The sequence below is a fragment of the Pseudomonas sp. NPDC088368 genome (assembly GCF_044753445.1).
Lineage (GTDB): Bacteria > Pseudomonadota > Gammaproteobacteria > Pseudomonadales > Pseudomonadaceae > Aquipseudomonas > Aquipseudomonas bambusae.
In genome coordinates this window covers 164,885-179,645 of record NZ_JBIVNG010000015.1, presented here as the reverse complement: position 1 = coordinate 179,645, position 14,761 = coordinate 164,885, and the positions used below count along the sequence as shown (strand labels likewise).

The following is a 14,761-nucleotide window of genomic DNA, read 5'->3' as shown; positions in this document are numbered from 1 at the left end:
CGATGCCCGCGCTCTACATCATGATTCCGGCGGCCCTGCTGATCGTCGCGGTGGCGATCTACGTGTTTTTCTGGGCCGTGGACAGCGGCCAGTACGACGACCTGGACGGCCCGGCGCACAGCATTCTGTTTGACGATCAGGACCCAAGTCACAAGGCCGGGGTGGATGAGGCTTCGGGGAAGGACGCGCGCAAAGCCATCGAGAAACAGCGGTATGAGTGAACTGTTTCCCCAACTCCTCTCCGCCCTGATCCTCGGCCTGCTCGGCGGCGGTCACTGCCTGGGCATGTGCGGCGGGTTGATGGGGGCGTTGACGTTGGCCATCCCTAAAGAACAACGCAGCCGACGCTTTCGCCTGCTGCTGGCCTACAACCTGGGGCGCATTTTCAGCTACGCCTGCGCCGGTCTGCTGATCGGGCTGGCAGGCTGGGCCGTGGCCAACAGTCCTGGGGCCATGGTGTTGCGGGTGATCGCGGCGCTGTTGCTGATCTGCATGGGGTTGTACCTGGCGGGCTGGTGGAGTGGCCTGACGCGCATCGAAGGACTGGGGCGCTGGCTGTGGCGTTACATTCAGCCGCTGGCGAGTCGGATGCTGCCGGTGTCGAGCCTGCCGAGGGCGCTGCTGCTCGGCGCGCTGTGGGGCTGGTTGCCCTGCGGCCTGGTTTACAGCACGTTGCTGTGGTCGGCCAGTCAGGGCAATGCCGTGTACAGCGCGTTGTTGATGCTGACCTTCGGGCTCGGCACCTGGCCGGTGTTGCTGGCGACAGGGCTGGCGGCCGAGCGCACGACGGCACTGCTGCGCAAACGCGGCATCCGGATCGCGGGTGGGTTGCTGGTGATGCTGTTTGGACTGTGGACCCTGCCGGGGCCGCATCAGCATTGGTTGATGGGGCATTGATGTGCTTTTGATTCTGGCCGAAGGCCGTGAGAGCTGGCTTGCCTGCGATCGGCTGCGCAGCGGTCGTAAATTCTGGCACCTTGGTTGTATCAGGCATACCGCGTGCGTCAGGTTTGCTGCCGGTTCCCGGCAGATCGTAGGCAAGCCAACTCCTACGGCCTGGGGCCAGAAGCGGGGGCGCGGTGTACCACAGCTCTGCAAACACTGACCCAGATCAATAAACCCCCGTCCTACAGTCCTTAAACTGCCTTTAACGCCAGCCTCCTCGGGACTACCCGCATGCTCGACGACCTACGTTGGGACTCAGACCTCATCCACCGCCACGATCTGACAGGACCGCGTTACACGTCCTACCCCACGGCCGTGCAGTTTCATAACCAGGTTGGCGCGTTCGATCTGCTGCATGCGTTGCGCGACAGCCGCAAGGCGATGCGCCCGTTGTCGCTGTACGTGCACATCCCCTTCTGCGCCAACATTTGCTACTACTGCGCCTGCAACAAGGTCATCACCAAGGACCGAGGCCGGGCGCAGGCGTATTTGCAGCGTCTGGAGCAGGAAATCCAGATGATCGCCTGCCATGTCGACGAACGTCAGGTAGTGGAGCAACTGCACTTCGGTGGCGGCACCCCGACCTTTCTCAGTCACGTCGAGCTGCGTCAGTTGATGGCGCACCTGCGCAAACACTTCACCCTGCTGGATGAACATTCCGGCGATTACGGCATTGAGATCGACCCCCGCGAAGCCGACTGGTCGACCATGGGCCTGCTCCGCGAGCTGGGTTTCAACCGTGTCAGCCTCGGCGTTCAGGAACTCGACCCGCTCGTGCAGCGCGCCATCAATCGCCTGCAAAGCCTTGATGAAACCCGCGCCATCGTCGAAGCGGCCCGCACCCTGCAATTCCGCTCGGTGAACATCGACCTGATCTACGGCCTGCCGTTGCAGACCCCGGACGGTTTCGCCCGCACCGTGGACGAGGTCATTGCCCTGCAACCTGACCGCCTGTCGGTGTTCAATTACGCCCACCTGCCGGAGCGTTTCATGCCGCAGCGGCGCATCGACACGGCCCAATTGCCCAGTGCCGAACACAAATTGCAGATGCTGCAACGCACCATCGAACAGTTGACCCGCGCCGGTTATCGCTACATCGGCATGGATCATTTCGCCCTCCCCGACGACGATCTGGCGATCGCGCAGGAAGAAGGCACGCTGCAACGCAATTTTCAGGGCTACACCACCCACGGCCATTGCGACCTGATCGGCCTCGGCGTGTCGGCCATCAGTCAGATTGGCGATCTTTATGCGCAAAACAGCAGTGATCTGGCCGAATACCAAATGGCCCTCGCCAGCGATCAACTTGCGACCAGGCGTGGGCTGCTGTGCAACGAGGACGATCACATTCGCCGTGCGGTCATCGCGCAATTGATCTGCCATTTCACGCTGGACTTTGCCGCAATCGAAAAACACTTCGACATCGATTTTCGCGGCTACTTCAACGACGTTTGGCCAAAACTGCTGGCCATGGCCAAAGACGGCCTGATTCATCTGGACGCCAACGGCATCCGGATCACACCCGCCGGACGTCTCTTGGTGCGTTCGGTGTGCATGGTGTTCGACGCCTACCTCGACTTACAAAACCGTCAGCGTTTTTCCAGAGTGATCTAGGAAATTTCCGCAAAGCCGGCAGGAATCATTTTCACGCCACGGAGGGCGCGTGCTGGTCGCAAGGTTGAGCCCTGGGCTACCCTTACGACTGATAAGTGTCTTCTCACAAGGAATTTCCCAATGTCTGAGCCAGTCAAAATGCGCGCTCATACCCAGGCTCACTGCAAGGATTGCAGCCTGGCCCCGCTGTGCCTCCCGCTTTCATTGAACATGGAAGACATGGACGCACTCGACGACATCGTCAAACGTGGCCGTCCACTGAAGAAAGGCGAGTTTCTGTTCCGTCAGGGTGACGGGTTCGATTCGGTGTACGCCGTGCGTTCCGGCGCACTGAAAACCTTCAGCCTCAGCGACAGCGGCGAAGAACAGCTCACCGGTTTCCACCTGCCCAGCGAACTGGTCGGGTTGTCGGGCATGGACGCGGAGGCCTACCCGGTCTCGGCCCAAGCCATGGAAACCACGTCGGTCTGCGAAATCCCGTTCGAGCGGCTGGACGAGCTGTCCGTGCAGTTGCCGCAACTGCGACGTCAGTTGATGCGGGTCATGAGCCGCGAGATTCGTGATGATCAGCAAATGATGCTGTTGCTGTCGAAAAAGACCGCCGACGAGCGCATCGCCACCTTTCTGGTGAACCTCTCCGCGCGTTTCCGCGCCAGAGGATTCTCCGCCAATCAGTTCCGCCTCAGCATGTCGCGCAACGAAATCGGCAATTACCTCGGGCTGGCCGTGGAGACCGTTTCGCGGGTGTTCACGCGCTTTCAGCAGAACCAACTGATCTCTGCCGAGGGCAAAGAAATTCACATTCTGGACCCGATCCAGCTGTGCGCCCTGGCCGGAGGTTCGCTGGAAAGCTGATGGCCGTCAGGTTCGGGCAGGCTTAGACTACGCTCTTTGTGCGCGTCTTCCTGCCCAGGACCTTTCGATGATTTTCGACGAATTCAGCTTCAAATCCCTCATCCGCCCGGTCGTGGACTTCCCCAAGCCCGGCGTCATCTTCCGTGACATCACCCCGCTGTTTCAGTCGCCCAAGGCCTTGCGCCTGGTGATCGACAGCTTCGTCCAGCGTTACATCGAATCGGAATTCACCCACGTCGGCGCGATGGATGCGCGGGGTTTTCTCATCGGCTCGATCATCGCGTACGAACTGAACAAGCCGCTGGTGCTGTTTCGCAAACAAGGCAAGCTGCCTGCGGACGTGCTGGCCGAGGGGTATCAGACCGAATACGGCGAGGCGTTTCTGGAAGTCCATGCCGACAGTCTGTGCGACGGCGACTCGGTGGTGATGTTCGATGACCTGATCGCCACCGGCGGCACGCTGGTCGCCGCCGCCAACCTGATCCGCCGCATGGGCGCCAAGGTCCACGAAGCCGCCGCCATCATCGACCTCCCGGAACTGGGCGGGTCTCAGCGGCTGGAAGACATGGAAATCCCGACCTTTTGCCTGACGCAGTTTGCGTTGAGCGATAAGTAAAACCCGCGACGCCGCGGATCAGATCTTGATTCTGCCCGGAGGGCGTAGGAGCAAGCTTGCTCGCGATCTGTCGCAAAGCGGCAGCAAAACCTGACACCTCGGCGGTGTCAGGCAGACGGCGAACACAGGTTTTACGACTGCTGCGCAGCCGATCGCGAGCAAGGTGGAGCGCCACCCCGGTTGCTCCCACGGCCTGCGGCCAGAATCAACAGCGGTCTGGCTCGGCCTCAAAGCTTGATCGGCTTACGCCCTGCAAACGAGTGCGCCAGGGTCCCGCCGTCTACCAACTCCAGCTCGCCGCCCAACGGCACGCCGTGGGCGATGCGGGAGGTGATGAGGCCTTTGTCGGTCAGCAGTTGCGCGATGTAATGGGCCGTCGCCTCGCCTTCCACGGTGGGGTTGGTGGCGAGGATCACTTCCGCGAAGGTGCCCTGCTCTTCGATCCGCGTCATCAGTTGCGGGATGCCAATCGCCTCGGGCCCGAGCCCGTCGAGGGGCGACAGGTGCCCCTTCAGCACGAAGTAGCGACCGCGATAACCGGTCTGCTCCACCGCATACACGTCCATCGGTCCTTCCACCACGCACAGCAGCGTGTCATCGCGGCGGTTGTCCGAGCATTGCGGGCAAAGTTCGTCTTCGGTAAGCGTGCGGCATTGCTTGCAGTGACCGACACCTTCCATGGCCTGACTCAATGCCTGAGCCAGCCGCGAGCCACCGCTGCGATCACGCTCTAGCAACTGCAACGCCATGCGCTGGGCGGTTTTCTGACCGACGCCGGGCAGGATGCGCAGGGAGTCGATCAACTGGCGAATCAGGGGGCTGAAGCTCATTGAAGAAAAGTCTCACAAAAACACGAGACGCGGTTTATACCCGCGCCTCTGACAAGCGTCAAATGGCGCTTAGGACACCTTCACCACCAGCTTGCCGAAGTTCTTGCCCTCCAGCATGCCGATGAAGGCATCCGGCGCATGTTCCAGGCCTTCGACCACGTCCTCGCGGAACTTGACCTTGCCGTCCTTCACCAACGGCACCATGTCGCGCATGAATTCGTCCAGGCGGTGATAATACTCTTCGTAAACGATGAAGCCCTGAATCCGCGCGCGTTTGGTCAGTAAGGTGCGCATCAGCAGCGGCAGGTAATTCGGGCCGTCCGGCAGGCGTTGGGCGTTGTATTGCGCAATGACGCCGCACAGCGGAATGCGGGCATGCTGGTTGAGTAACGGGATCACCGCTTCGAAAATCTTGCCGCCGACCAGCTCGAAATAAATGTCGATGCCGCTGGGGCAAGCCTCGCTGAGCTGTTCGGCGAAGTGCGGGCTCTTGTGATCGATACAGGCGTCGAAGCCCAGCTCGTCCATTACATAACGGCACTTGTCGATGCCCCCGGCAATGCCCACGACGCGCAGGCCGTGGAGCTTGGCGACCTGGCCCACCACCGAACCCACCGCGCCGGACGCCGCAGCCACCACCAGGGTTTCACCGGCCTTGGGTTGGCCGATGTGCATCAACCCCATGTAGCCGGTGATGCCCGGCATGCCGAGCACCCCGACCGCCATCGACGGGCTGGGAAGGTCTTTGGGCATGGCCATGAGGTTTTTGCCGTCAGAGATGCTGTGGGTCTGCCAGCCGGTCTGCCCCACGACCAGATCACCCTCGTTGAATGCAGGGTTGCGCGATTGCTCGACCACGCTGACCGCGCCGCCTTCCATCACCCCGTCGATTTCCACCGGTGGCGCGTAGGACGGCGCATCGCTCATGCGACCGCGCATGTAAGGGTCGAGGGACAGGTACAGCGTGCGCAGTTGAACCTGACCGTCTTGCAGGTCGGGCAACGCCTCGCGTTCGAGTCGGAAGTTTTCCGGGGTCGGCGAGCCTTCGGGGCGTGAGGCGAGGACGATACGCTGGTTGAGGATCAGTTCATGCGACATCGGGAGCGGCTCCTTGAATGGCTATAAAAAGCAGACCGTGGCTGTCGGGCGGCGTTCGGTTGGATGTGGGCGCTCAATATGGCACACGCAATACTGCGAGTCGCCGCAGACTCCTGTCGACACGAATTCACGCTGGGCGGCATTCCGACGAGACGCCGGTACATCCAGCACACCTGCAGTGGCCGAACCATTATTCGCGAAGGAATTCGCTGCTACAGGTCGTGGACAAACTGAGGAATCGGTGACCCCACGCACAAAAATGCCAGGCACGAGGCCTGGCATTCGGGTGACGCAACGACCGTTCGATCAGAACGGCAGTTTCATGCCCGGCGGCAGTTGCATACCGGCGGTCATGCTGGCGGTTTTTTCCTGGCTCGCGGCTTCGATCTTGCGCACGGCGTCATTGAGGGCCGCGGCGATCAGGTCTTCGAGAACGTCCTTGTCTTCCTGCATCAGGCTGTCATCCAGGCTCACGCGCTTGACGTCATGGCGACCGGTCATCACCACACTGACCAAACCGCCACCGGATTGGCCGGTCACTTCGGCATTGGCCAGTTCTTCCTGCATCTTGGCCATTTTTTCCTGCATTTGCTGGGCCTGCTTCATCAGGCCTGCCATGCCACCTTTCATCATGGTTGTTCTCCTCGAAAGTCGATGGGTCGTTGCGCGGCGCTGTTAAAGCTTAGCGCCTCGCGGTCATTAAGGGGTCGCCGGTGCATCCACGGGGGCAATCGTATCGTCCCGGATGATCGCGCCAAACTGCTGCATCATCTGCTGGATGAACGGATCGCTTTGAATCGACGCCTCCGCCTGGCGCTGACGATCGGCACGCCGACGCGCCGCCGCCTGGGCCGGGGTTTCCTGTTCGGGCTTGATCAGCTCGATGGTCAGATTGAGGGTGCGTTCGTGGTATTGGTTCAGCGCGTCGTTCAAACGGCGCTGTTGCGTCGGGTTGAACAGCGCACTGTGGGCTGGGTCCAAGTGCAACAGCCAGTTGTCGCCGTCCACTGAAATGAGCGTGCAGTTGGCGGCGATGCTGCCGGTCATGCCGGAAATCGGCAGTTTCGGGAACAGGTCGAGCCAGTCTGCGGCCAGGCCTGTGGCAGGCTTGGCGGCCGGCAGCAGTTCGGGCTCTTTCTCCACGGCCTCGACTGCGTCGTGAGCCAAATCATCGAGATAGGCGAACGACGCAGGATCGATGTCCACGTCCGGTTCGTAATAATCGTCGTCCGGTGGCGGCTCGTCGTCGCGCTCCATGGGCGCGGGAACATACGACACAGCATCGGGCACGTGTTCGAGCATCGCCGGGGTGACGGTCTCGGCAGCGGCTTGCAGCTGCGCTTCGGATTCCACCTCCGGTGCATCCGGGACCGGGCTCGCCGGGGCGGGCGTCGGCATCGGCGTGAGGTCGGGCTGTTCGGCCACGGTATCCAGGACCGGCTCGGGAATGGCTTCGACAACGGGCGCTGCGACCGGCTCGGGTTCCGGCGCGGGAGTGTTGATCGGCTGCGTAGCCTTGGGCTCGTTCCACGGCAGATCAACTTCTTCCGCCGGAGCGGGCGGCTGGACAGCGGCTGCGACCGGGGCCGGTGTTTCCACGGGAGGCGGGGTCGCGACAGGGGCTTGCGCAACGGGCGCCGGGATGTAAGCCGGAACCGACGCAACAGGGGCTGCACCGGCCACCGCTGTCTGGGAATCAACCGTGGCCGGGTTGATCCCCACTGACTTTAGCGGCTGTCTCGGCGCGTTGTCGCTGTCGGCCGGGCGGAACGCCAACATGCGCAGCAACACCATTTCGAAACCGCCACGCGGGTCCGGCGCCAAAGGCAGGTCGCGACGGCCAATCAAGCCCATCTGGTAATAGAACTGCACGTCTTCGGCGGGCAGCGCCTGCGCCAGTGCCAAGACCCGATCGCGGTCGCCATGACCGTTGTCCACGCCTTCAGGCAGTGCCTGGGCGATGGCCACGCGGTGCAGCACGTTGAGAATTTCCGACAGCACGCCGTTCCAGTCAGGCCCCTGTTCGGCGAGATGGCGCACGGCTTCGAGCAACGAGCGCGCATCGCCATCGATCAGCGCCGTGAGGACGTCATAGACCTGGCCATGATCCAGCGTGCCGAGCATCGCCCGAACGTCGGTGGCCAGCACCTTGCCTTCACCGAACGCGATGGCCTGATCCGTGAGGCTCATGGCGTCGCGCATCGAGCCATCGGCGGCGCGGCCCAGCAGCCACAGCGCGTCGTCTTCGAACGGAATGTTTTCAGCGCCCAGCACGTGGGTCAGGTGCTCGACCACGCGCTCGGGCGTCATGTTTTTCAGCGAGAACTGCAGGCAGCGCGACAGGATGGTCGCGGGCAGTTTTTGCGGGTCGGTGGTCGCGAGGATGAATTTGACGTAGGGCGGTGGTTCTTCCAGCGTCTTGAGCAAGGCGTTGAACGAGTGGCTGGAGAGCATGTGCACTTCGTCGATCAGGTAGACCTTGAAGCGTCCGCGGCTCGGGGCGTACTGCACGTTGTCCAGCAGTTCGCGGGTGTCTTCGACCTTGGTGCGGCTCGCGGCGTCGATCTCGATCAGGTCGACGAAACGGCCTTCGTCGATCTCCCGACAGACCGAACATTCGCCACAGGGCGACGACGTGATGCCGGTTTCGCAGTTCAGGCACTTGGCGATGATCCGTGCGATGGTGGTCTTGCCGACGCCCCGCGTGCCGGTGAACAGATAGGCGTGGTGCAGGCGTTGGCTGTCCAGGGCGTTGATCAAAGCCTTGAGCACATGGGTCTGGCCGACCATTTCGCGGAACGAGCGCGGACGCCATTTACGTGCAAGAACCTGATAACTCATTGAAAACCGTCGCGACTGGGATGCGGAAGACCGCTAATGCTAGCGGAGCGGGGCCAAAATTGCATCCGGGCAATATGAGTGCGCGCATATAAAGGATCTGCCGCTAGACTGCCATCACTGCTCGATGGCACCGATTGGCTCTTGAAGGGGACCCTATGCGTCTAAGGGTATTGAGCGTTGTGTGGCTGGTGAGCGGGCCGGTCGTGGCCGAAGAAACGCCGTTGCGGTTTTCCATTGCCGATGCGTGGGCCATGCCGCTGGTGCAGATCGAAGATCATCAGCCCACCAGCGGGTTGATCTTCGACATCATGCAAAGCATGGCGGCCCACGCCCATCTGACGGCGGAATACCGCGTCGTGCCCATCCAACGTGTGCAACGCACGCTGGAGCGCGGCGCCATTGACGTGCGCTGTTATGCGGCGCAGTCGTGGATGCCCAGTCTGTCCGGGGATTACACCTGGAGCCTGCCGCTGTTGATTCAGCGAGACCTGTTGATCAGCACCCCGGACAACGCCACCCCGCGAACGCCCGACACCCTGACGAACGAAACCATCGGCACGGTGCTGGGCTACGCCTACCCCACCTTGCAGACCGCGTTCGACAACCACACCCTGCGCCGCGACGATGCCCGCAGTGAAGTCCAGGTCCTACAGAAGCTTCAGATTCATCGCTATCGCTACGCGGTCGGCAATCAATGGTCGCTGGACTGGTTCAACCGTAACCTGCCAGACGACCAGAAGCTGCGCGGCGTGGCGGTGATCGACGAGCAACCGGTGGGCTGCATCGTGCGCAACGACACCGACATTCCGGCGCAGCGGTTGATGCGAATTTTGTTGAGGATGCGCATGTCCGGCGAGATCGACCGGATCATGAGCCGCTACAGCACCTCGTCCGGGTTGCCCGTGGATGGGCCCGCGATGCCGTAAGCCTTTGCTGATCCCAAAGTCACACTGCGGTGTCGCAGGATGACCGCGGCCTTCCGTAGGAGTGAATTCATTCGCGAATGATCGTTCAGGCGATGAAGATCTGTTGGCCGCGCCGACTTTTCGCGAATGAATTCGCTCCCACAGGTCATCGCAACCCCACAGGTCCGCGCAGGCCTTTCTGTTTGTGTGCGTCATGACAAAAGGGTGAAAGGGCTCAACCCTGCACCTCCTAGCCTGTAGCAATACCGTCACATTGCAGGATTAGGCTCGCTCGACATAATTCGCAACACTTCAGTTCTGTGAGCAGGAGCCGTGATGAGCGACACACCTCAAGACCCAAGCAAACCGTCCACCCCTGAAACTTCGACCGACAGCCCCACGGACACCAGCCGTCGCCGCTTTCTGGGCGGTGTCGCCGTGCTGGGCGCGGGTGCGACGCTGAGCGGTGTCGTCTCAGCCAGCGAATCGAAAAAAGGCGGCGATGCCGCCGCGCTGGAAAACACGCTGAGCGGGCCTCATCTGGATAAGGCGCTGCACGACAACGTCAAAACCATCGTGGTGATCTACGCGGAAAACCGCAGCTTCAACAATCTGTTCGCCGATTTCCCAGGCGTGGAAAAACCCCTGTCCGCCGTCAAAAAGGACGACTTCCGCCAGCGCGACCGCGACGGCAAGGTTCTCGACAACTTGCCGCCAGCCTGGGGGGGCGTATGCCAGATCGGCCCGCAAAGCCTCGACGGCGTCACCTACGCCACCGGCGTGCAATATCAGGAAAACCTGCCCAACGCGCCGTACGCCCTCAAGGGGCCGTCCGGCGAAGACCTGCCGCTGGGCCTGGTCACCCGTGACCTGTGGCACGTGTTCTACCAAAACCAGATGCAGATCAACGCCGGTAAGAACGATGCCTTCGTGGCGTGGGCCGATTCCGGTGGCCTGACCATGGGCTATTACAGCCAGACCCAATATTCCTTGCGCCTGTGGGACGTCGCCCGCGAGTTCGTGCTCTGCGACAACTTCTTCCAGGGCGCCTTCGGCGGCTCGTTCCTGAATCACCAGTACCTGATTTCCGCCCGCGCGCCGTTCTACCCGGACGCCGCAAATTCTGCCGCCAAGTCGCAAATCGCCACCCTCGAAAGCAGCGATCCGCTGGACTACCGCCTCAAGCCGCTGGAAAAATCCCCGGCCAGCGCGATGTCCGGCCCGCCGCAATTCGGCCCCAGCGCCCTGACGCCGGACGGCTATGCGGTCAACACCATGGCCCCGCCCTACTGGCCGACCTGGCTGCGCGACAAGGAAAAACCGGACTACTCACAGCCAAACCTGGCCAACGTGCTGGTGCCCCAGAGCCACGATCACATCGGCGACAAGCTGTCGAAAAAGGACATCGACTGGGCCTGGTACGCCGGGGCCTGGCAGGTGACCCTGGACGAGTACAAGGATTCCACGGGCATCCCGAAGATCCCGAACTTCCAGTACCACCACCAGCCGTTCAACTACTTCAAGCAGCAAGGCCCGGAGAACCCGTCCGAGCGTAAGAAACGTCTGCGCGACGGCGGTCTGGGGGATGAAGCCAGCACCAATAAGTTCCTCGCCGACGCCGAGGCGGGCAAGCTGCCTGCCGTGACGTTCTACAAGCCACAGGGCAACCTGAACATGCACGCCGGTTACGCCGACGTGGCCGCCGGGGACCGTCATATCGACCGCGCCCTGAAAGTCCTGCGTAACAGCCCGCAATGGAAAAACATGGTGGTTGTCGTGACCGTGGACGAAAACGGCGGCTGGTGGGACCACGTGGCACCGCCGAAAGGTGATCGCTGGGGTCCGGGCACGCGGGTTCCGGCCCTCGTCGTTTCGCCGTTCGCCCGCAAGGGCACCGTGGACCACACGGTCTATGACACGGCGTCGATCCTGCGCCTGATCACCCGTGTGCACGGCCTGGAAAAACTCGACGGCCTCACCGAACGCGACAACGCGATGATCGCCCGTGGCCAAACGCCCATGGGCGACCTGACCAACGCGCTGCACTTCCCGGCCTGATCGAAGCTCGGCCCTCTTCGCAACGTTGCAGCCGTCATAGAGACGTTCTGCAACGTTTGCGTAATTGACCTTCGCCCTCCTTGCGTATTCCTTCAGGGTTCCTATTGACCTTGCAAGGAAGCAATACCATGAACGCATCACCTCCCCTTTATAAACCGACCTTTCGCACGGCCACCGATCTGCTGGTGGTCCACTGCTCGGCGACTCGTCCCACGCACGACATCGGCGTGAGGGAGATCACTCAATGGCACGTCCAGCGTGGCTTCGATACGGTGGGCTACCACTATGTCATCCGCCGCAACGGCGCCGTGGAAACCGGTCGCCCGGAGACAGCCGTCGGCGCTCACGTCAAAGGCCATAACTCACGCTCGATCGGCATATGCCTGGCCGGAGGCCTGGACGCAGCCGGGAAACCCGCCAACACCTTCACCACCGCGCAATTCGCCGCCTTGGGACAACTGCTGGACGACCTGCGCAAACGCTATCCCGACGCCCGCATCCTGGGCCATCGAGACCTGTCACCGGACCGCAATGGCGACGGCATCATCAGCGCCGATGAGTTCATCAAGGCCTGTCCCTCGTTCGATGTGACCGCCTGGTTATCGGGCCGCGAACTGGCCGGGTGACGTCTCTGCAGACCACACACATTGGCCGGGAATGAGCGTGGATCTGTGCCTGTACAGCGTGGTCGCTCCTGCCTAGAGTGACCGCGCCCACCGCATAAACAGGAGAGTACCGTGCCCCAACCACTGAGTTTTCAGCAGGTCGATGTCTTTTCCAGCGCCGCCACCGAGGGCAATCCGCTGGCCGTAGTGATCGCCGCCGATGACGTGACGGACGCGCAGATGGCCGCGTTCGCCCGCTGGACCAACCTCAGCGAAACCACGTTCCTGCTGCGCCCCACCCACCCCGACGCCGACTACCGCGTGCGCATCTTTACCACCACCCGCGAGCTGCCGTTCGCGGGGCACCCGACCTTGGGCAGCTGTTTCGTCTGGCTCGACAACGGCGGCATTCCCAAGGGCGATGAAGTGGTTCAGGAATGCGGCGTGGGGCTGGTTCGCCTGCGTCGCAATGGCGGCCGCCTGGCGTTCGCCGCGCCCCCGTTGAAACGCAGCGGTCCGGTGGAAGCCGAGGTGCTCAACGCTATCGTGGCGGGATTGCAGATTAAGCCCGAGCGCATCGTTGCCAGCCAATGGGCCGACAATGGCCCCGGCTGGGTCGCGATCCTGCTCGAAAGCCGCGAAGAATTGCTGGCGATTCAACCGGATTACCCCGCCCTGAAAGGCATGAATGTCGGCGTCGTTGCGCCATGGACCGGACCTGAAGCCGAGGCCGATTTCGAAGTGCGCGCCCTGATCGGTGACATCGCTGCGGAAGACCCGGTGACCGGAAGCCTCAACGCAAGCCTGGCGCAATGGCTGATTGGCGCAGGGTTGGCGCCAAGCGCGTACACCGCCCGCCAAGGCACGGTGATTGGGCACAAGGGGCGAATCCACATCGAACAGATCGGCGAGCGGATTTGGGTCGGTGGCGATGTGCAGCCCTGTGTGGTGGGTCGAGTGACGTTGTAGCCCTTCTCAAACGACCGGGCCGCGATAAATTGCGGCCGGTCCTGACATCACCCGGTCAGACGCCCGCAGGAACCGGTGTGTCATCCGACGGCAGCTCCTTTCCTTCCCTCGGCAACCGCAACGCCAGCCCAGCCATCACCAGCGCCACCAGCCCGATCGCCACATACAGCCCCAAAAACGTCCCGCTGAAACTTGCCAGCACACCGCCGCTGAAGTTGCCGAGCATGCCGCCCACCCCTTGCATGATGTTCGCCACGCCAAAAATGGTGACGGCCAACGCAGCCGTGCCGGCCATTTTCGAGACGTAGGCCGGGATCAGCCCGAAGATGGGGTAGAACGCGATGGAAAACAGCACCCCCGCCACCAGTGGCCAATACCCGGCCGGGTGCACGACGAGGATCAACGACGCCAGCGCGACGCAGACGAACACCAGCATCATGGTGATGCGCAGTCCGATGCGATCCGACAGCCAGCCCACTGCGAGGCCTGCGAACATGCCGACGAAACCGATGCTGGCCCAGATCTGCGCGGTGTAGGTCACGTCGAAATTCAGTTCGGTGCGCAAGTAGGACGACAGGTAGTTCTGGAACGGAAAGGTCGAAAAACCGAGCAGGAAATTCATCGCCCAGACCATCAGCACCCACGGTTGCAACATTGCCGCTTTTCCGACCTTCGCTGTGGGATCGATCGCAGCAGTGGCGTGGGAAGTGTTGACGAACAGCCGCGCACGTTTGAACACGATCAGCACGCCGACGGCCAACACGGCGGTGATCAGCCCGACGATCCACCACACGGTGCGCCATTCGCCCTGCGGCGCATACAGCGGCACCAACAGGCTGTTGACGAACACGCCGTAGCTGGTGCCGCTGGACACCAATCCCATGGCCATGCCGCGGTATTTGTAAGCGACCGTGCGCGAGATGACATCGACCATCGGCACGAACACCGTGGCCGCCGTGCCCGCCAAGACGGTCAGTAGCACGCCGATCAGCAGCACACTCTGGGCCATCGACAGTCCGATCAGCGCCAAGGCGCACACCACGCCAGAGCCAAAAATCACCCAGCCGCCGCCGAGCCGCGCCGTCAACCAGGCAGCTACCAACGCGCACGTCAGATAGCCGAATTGCCCGGCAGCCGTCAGGGTGCCCACGTAGGAAATGTCGAAGCCCAGACTGGCGCGCATGTCCGGCACCAACTGGGCAAACAGGTAAATTCCGAAACCGAAGGTGGCTGCGACCAGGCCGGTCAGCAGCACCACGATCAACGCATTGATGCGCATGGTCAGCGTCCTTTCTTTTCCAGGCAAGTACCAGAAACGCACCTTCAAACCGGCTGAAGATGGGCTTATAGATGTAGGAGAATTCGCCAACAAATCAGACTGGCCCATCAACTCTAGACGTTGATGGCGTTCACGCTCGCGGCGTG

At 62.1% G+C, this 14,761-nt stretch carries 14 protein-coding genes; 9 read left to right on the top strand and 5 right to left on the bottom strand.

Annotated elements, in window-relative coordinates:
- The first annotated feature begins 2 nt into the window (after window positions 1–2).
- From ccoS to ACIQAL_RS28410, 5 genes are all read left to right on the top strand, one after another.
- On the top strand, window positions 3–221 hold the full coding sequence (ccoS, locus tag ACIQAL_RS28430) for a cbb3-type cytochrome oxidase assembly protein CcoS (RefSeq protein ID WP_401151344.1): 219 nt from the start codon (window positions 3–5) through the stop codon (window positions 219–221).
- On the top strand, window positions 214–897 hold the full coding sequence (locus ACIQAL_RS28425) for a sulfite exporter TauE/SafE family protein (protein ID WP_401151341.1): 684 nt from the start codon (window positions 214–216) through the stop codon (window positions 895–897). Before ccoS ends, ACIQAL_RS28425 begins: the two co-directional genes overlap by 8 nt.
- A gap of 279 nt (window positions 898–1,176) precedes the next feature.
- Entirely contained in the window at window positions 1,177–2,559 is a 1,383-nt protein-coding gene (hemN, locus tag ACIQAL_RS28420; protein ID WP_401151339.1) for an oxygen-independent coproporphyrinogen III oxidase, read from the top strand.
- Between the two features lie 120 nt (window positions 2,560–2,679).
- Window positions 2,680–3,414, top strand: a complete 735-nt coding sequence (gene fnr / locus ACIQAL_RS28415; protein WP_341958892.1) for a fumarate/nitrate reduction transcriptional regulator Fnr — start codon at window positions 2,680–2,682, stop codon at window positions 3,412–3,414.
- A gap of 67 nt (window positions 3,415–3,481) precedes the next feature.
- Entirely contained in the window at window positions 3,482–4,030 is a 549-nt protein-coding gene (locus tag ACIQAL_RS28410) for an adenine phosphoribosyltransferase (protein WP_401151336.1), read from the top strand.
- Between the two features lie 227 nt (window positions 4,031–4,257).
- On the opposite strand, the gene recR is transcribed toward ACIQAL_RS28410, so the two are convergent.
- From recR to dnaX, 4 genes are all read right to left on the bottom strand, one after another.
- Window positions 4,258–4,860, bottom strand: coding sequence for a recombination mediator RecR (gene recR / locus ACIQAL_RS28405; RefSeq protein WP_166597857.1), 603 nt, complete (start codon window positions 4,858–4,860; stop codon window positions 4,258–4,260).
- Window positions 4,861–4,929: 69 nt separating this feature from the next.
- Window positions 4,930–5,958, bottom strand: coding sequence for an NADP-dependent oxidoreductase (locus ACIQAL_RS28400; protein WP_401151333.1), 1,029 nt, complete (start codon window positions 5,956–5,958; stop codon window positions 4,930–4,932).
- Window positions 5,959–6,264: 306 nt separating this feature from the next.
- Window positions 6,265–6,591: a YbaB/EbfC family nucleoid-associated protein gene (locus ACIQAL_RS28395; protein WP_166597859.1), complete on the bottom strand. Its 327-nt coding sequence runs from the start codon at window positions 6,589–6,591 to the stop codon at window positions 6,265–6,267.
- A gap of 66 nt (window positions 6,592–6,657) precedes the next feature.
- Window positions 6,658–8,799: a DNA polymerase III subunit gamma/tau gene (gene dnaX, locus ACIQAL_RS28390; protein WP_401151329.1), complete on the bottom strand. Its 2,142-nt coding sequence runs from the start codon at window positions 8,797–8,799 to the stop codon at window positions 6,658–6,660.
- Window positions 8,800–8,954: 155 nt separating this feature from the next.
- Here dnaX and ACIQAL_RS28385 point away from each other — a divergent pair, with 155 nt between their 5' ends.
- The 4 genes from ACIQAL_RS28385 (at window position 8,955) to ACIQAL_RS28370 (ending at window position 13,336) form a co-directional block, all read left to right on the top strand.
- Entirely contained in the window at window positions 8,955–9,725 is a 771-nt protein-coding gene (locus ACIQAL_RS28385) for a substrate-binding periplasmic protein (protein WP_401151326.1), read from the top strand.
- 315 nt (window positions 9,726–10,040) lie between these two features.
- Window positions 10,041–11,762, top strand: coding sequence for an acid phosphatase (gene acpA / locus ACIQAL_RS28380; RefSeq protein WP_401151323.1), 1,722 nt, complete (start codon window positions 10,041–10,043; stop codon window positions 11,760–11,762).
- A gap of 128 nt (window positions 11,763–11,890) precedes the next feature.
- The gene (locus ACIQAL_RS28375; protein WP_401151320.1) at window positions 11,891–12,388 is read left to right on the top strand and encodes an N-acetylmuramoyl-L-alanine amidase; all 498 of its coding nucleotides are present in this window, start codon (window positions 11,891–11,893) and stop codon (window positions 12,386–12,388) included.
- Between the two features lie 111 nt (window positions 12,389–12,499).
- Window positions 12,500–13,336, top strand: coding sequence for a PhzF family phenazine biosynthesis protein (locus ACIQAL_RS28370; protein ID WP_401151317.1), 837 nt, complete (start codon window positions 12,500–12,502; stop codon window positions 13,334–13,336).
- A 55-nt stretch (window positions 13,337–13,391) separates the two neighbouring features.
- Here the strand turns inward: ACIQAL_RS28370 and ACIQAL_RS28365 are convergent, their stop codons facing one another.
- Window positions 13,392–14,615 carry a nitrate/nitrite transporter gene (locus ACIQAL_RS28365; RefSeq protein WP_401151314.1) on the bottom strand — a complete coding sequence of 408 codons (1,224 nt, stop codon included), beginning with the start codon at window positions 14,613–14,615 and terminating at the stop codon, window positions 13,392–13,394.
- Window positions 14,616–14,761 lie beyond the last annotated feature (146 nt).

What these genes read in the sequence shown, in the direction of transcription:
- ccoS (WP_401151344.1), top strand. Translation starts at nt 3, where the DNA reads ATGCCCGCGCTCTACATCATGATTCCGGCGGCCCTGCTGATCGTCGCG.
- ACIQAL_RS28425 (WP_401151341.1), top strand. Translation starts at nt 214, where the DNA reads ATGAGTGAACTGTTTCCCCAACTCCTCTCCGCCCTGATCCTCGGCCTG.
- hemN (WP_401151339.1), top strand. Translation starts at nt 1,177, where the DNA reads ATGCTCGACGACCTACGTTGGGACTCAGACCTCATCCACCGCCACGAT.
- fnr (WP_341958892.1), top strand. Translation starts at nt 2,680, where the DNA reads ATGTCTGAGCCAGTCAAAATGCGCGCTCATACCCAGGCTCACTGCAAG.
- ACIQAL_RS28410 (WP_401151336.1), top strand. Translation starts at nt 3,482, where the DNA reads ATGATTTTCGACGAATTCAGCTTCAAATCCCTCATCCGCCCGGTCGTG.
- recR (WP_166597857.1), bottom strand. Translation starts at nt 4,860, where the DNA reads ATGAGCTTCAGCCCCCTGATTCGCCAGTTGATCGACTCCCTGCGCATC.
- ACIQAL_RS28400 (WP_401151333.1), bottom strand. Translation starts at nt 5,958, where the DNA reads ATGTCGCATGAACTGATCCTCAACCAGCGTATCGTCCTCGCCTCACGC.
- ACIQAL_RS28395 (WP_166597859.1), bottom strand. Translation starts at nt 6,591, where the DNA reads ATGATGAAAGGTGGCATGGCAGGCCTGATGAAGCAGGCCCAGCAAATG.
- dnaX (WP_401151329.1), bottom strand. Translation starts at nt 8,799, where the DNA reads ATGAGTTATCAGGTTCTTGCACGTAAATGGCGTCCGCGCTCGTTCCGC.
- ACIQAL_RS28385 (WP_401151326.1), top strand. Translation starts at nt 8,955, where the DNA reads ATGCGTCTAAGGGTATTGAGCGTTGTGTGGCTGGTGAGCGGGCCGGTC.
- acpA (WP_401151323.1), top strand. Translation starts at nt 10,041, where the DNA reads ATGAGCGACACACCTCAAGACCCAAGCAAACCGTCCACCCCTGAAACT.
- ACIQAL_RS28375 (WP_401151320.1), top strand. Translation starts at nt 11,891, where the DNA reads ATGAACGCATCACCTCCCCTTTATAAACCGACCTTTCGCACGGCCACC.
- ACIQAL_RS28365 (WP_401151314.1), bottom strand. Translation starts at nt 14,615, where the DNA reads ATGCGCATCAATGCGTTGATCGTGGTGCTGCTGACCGGCCTGGTCGCA.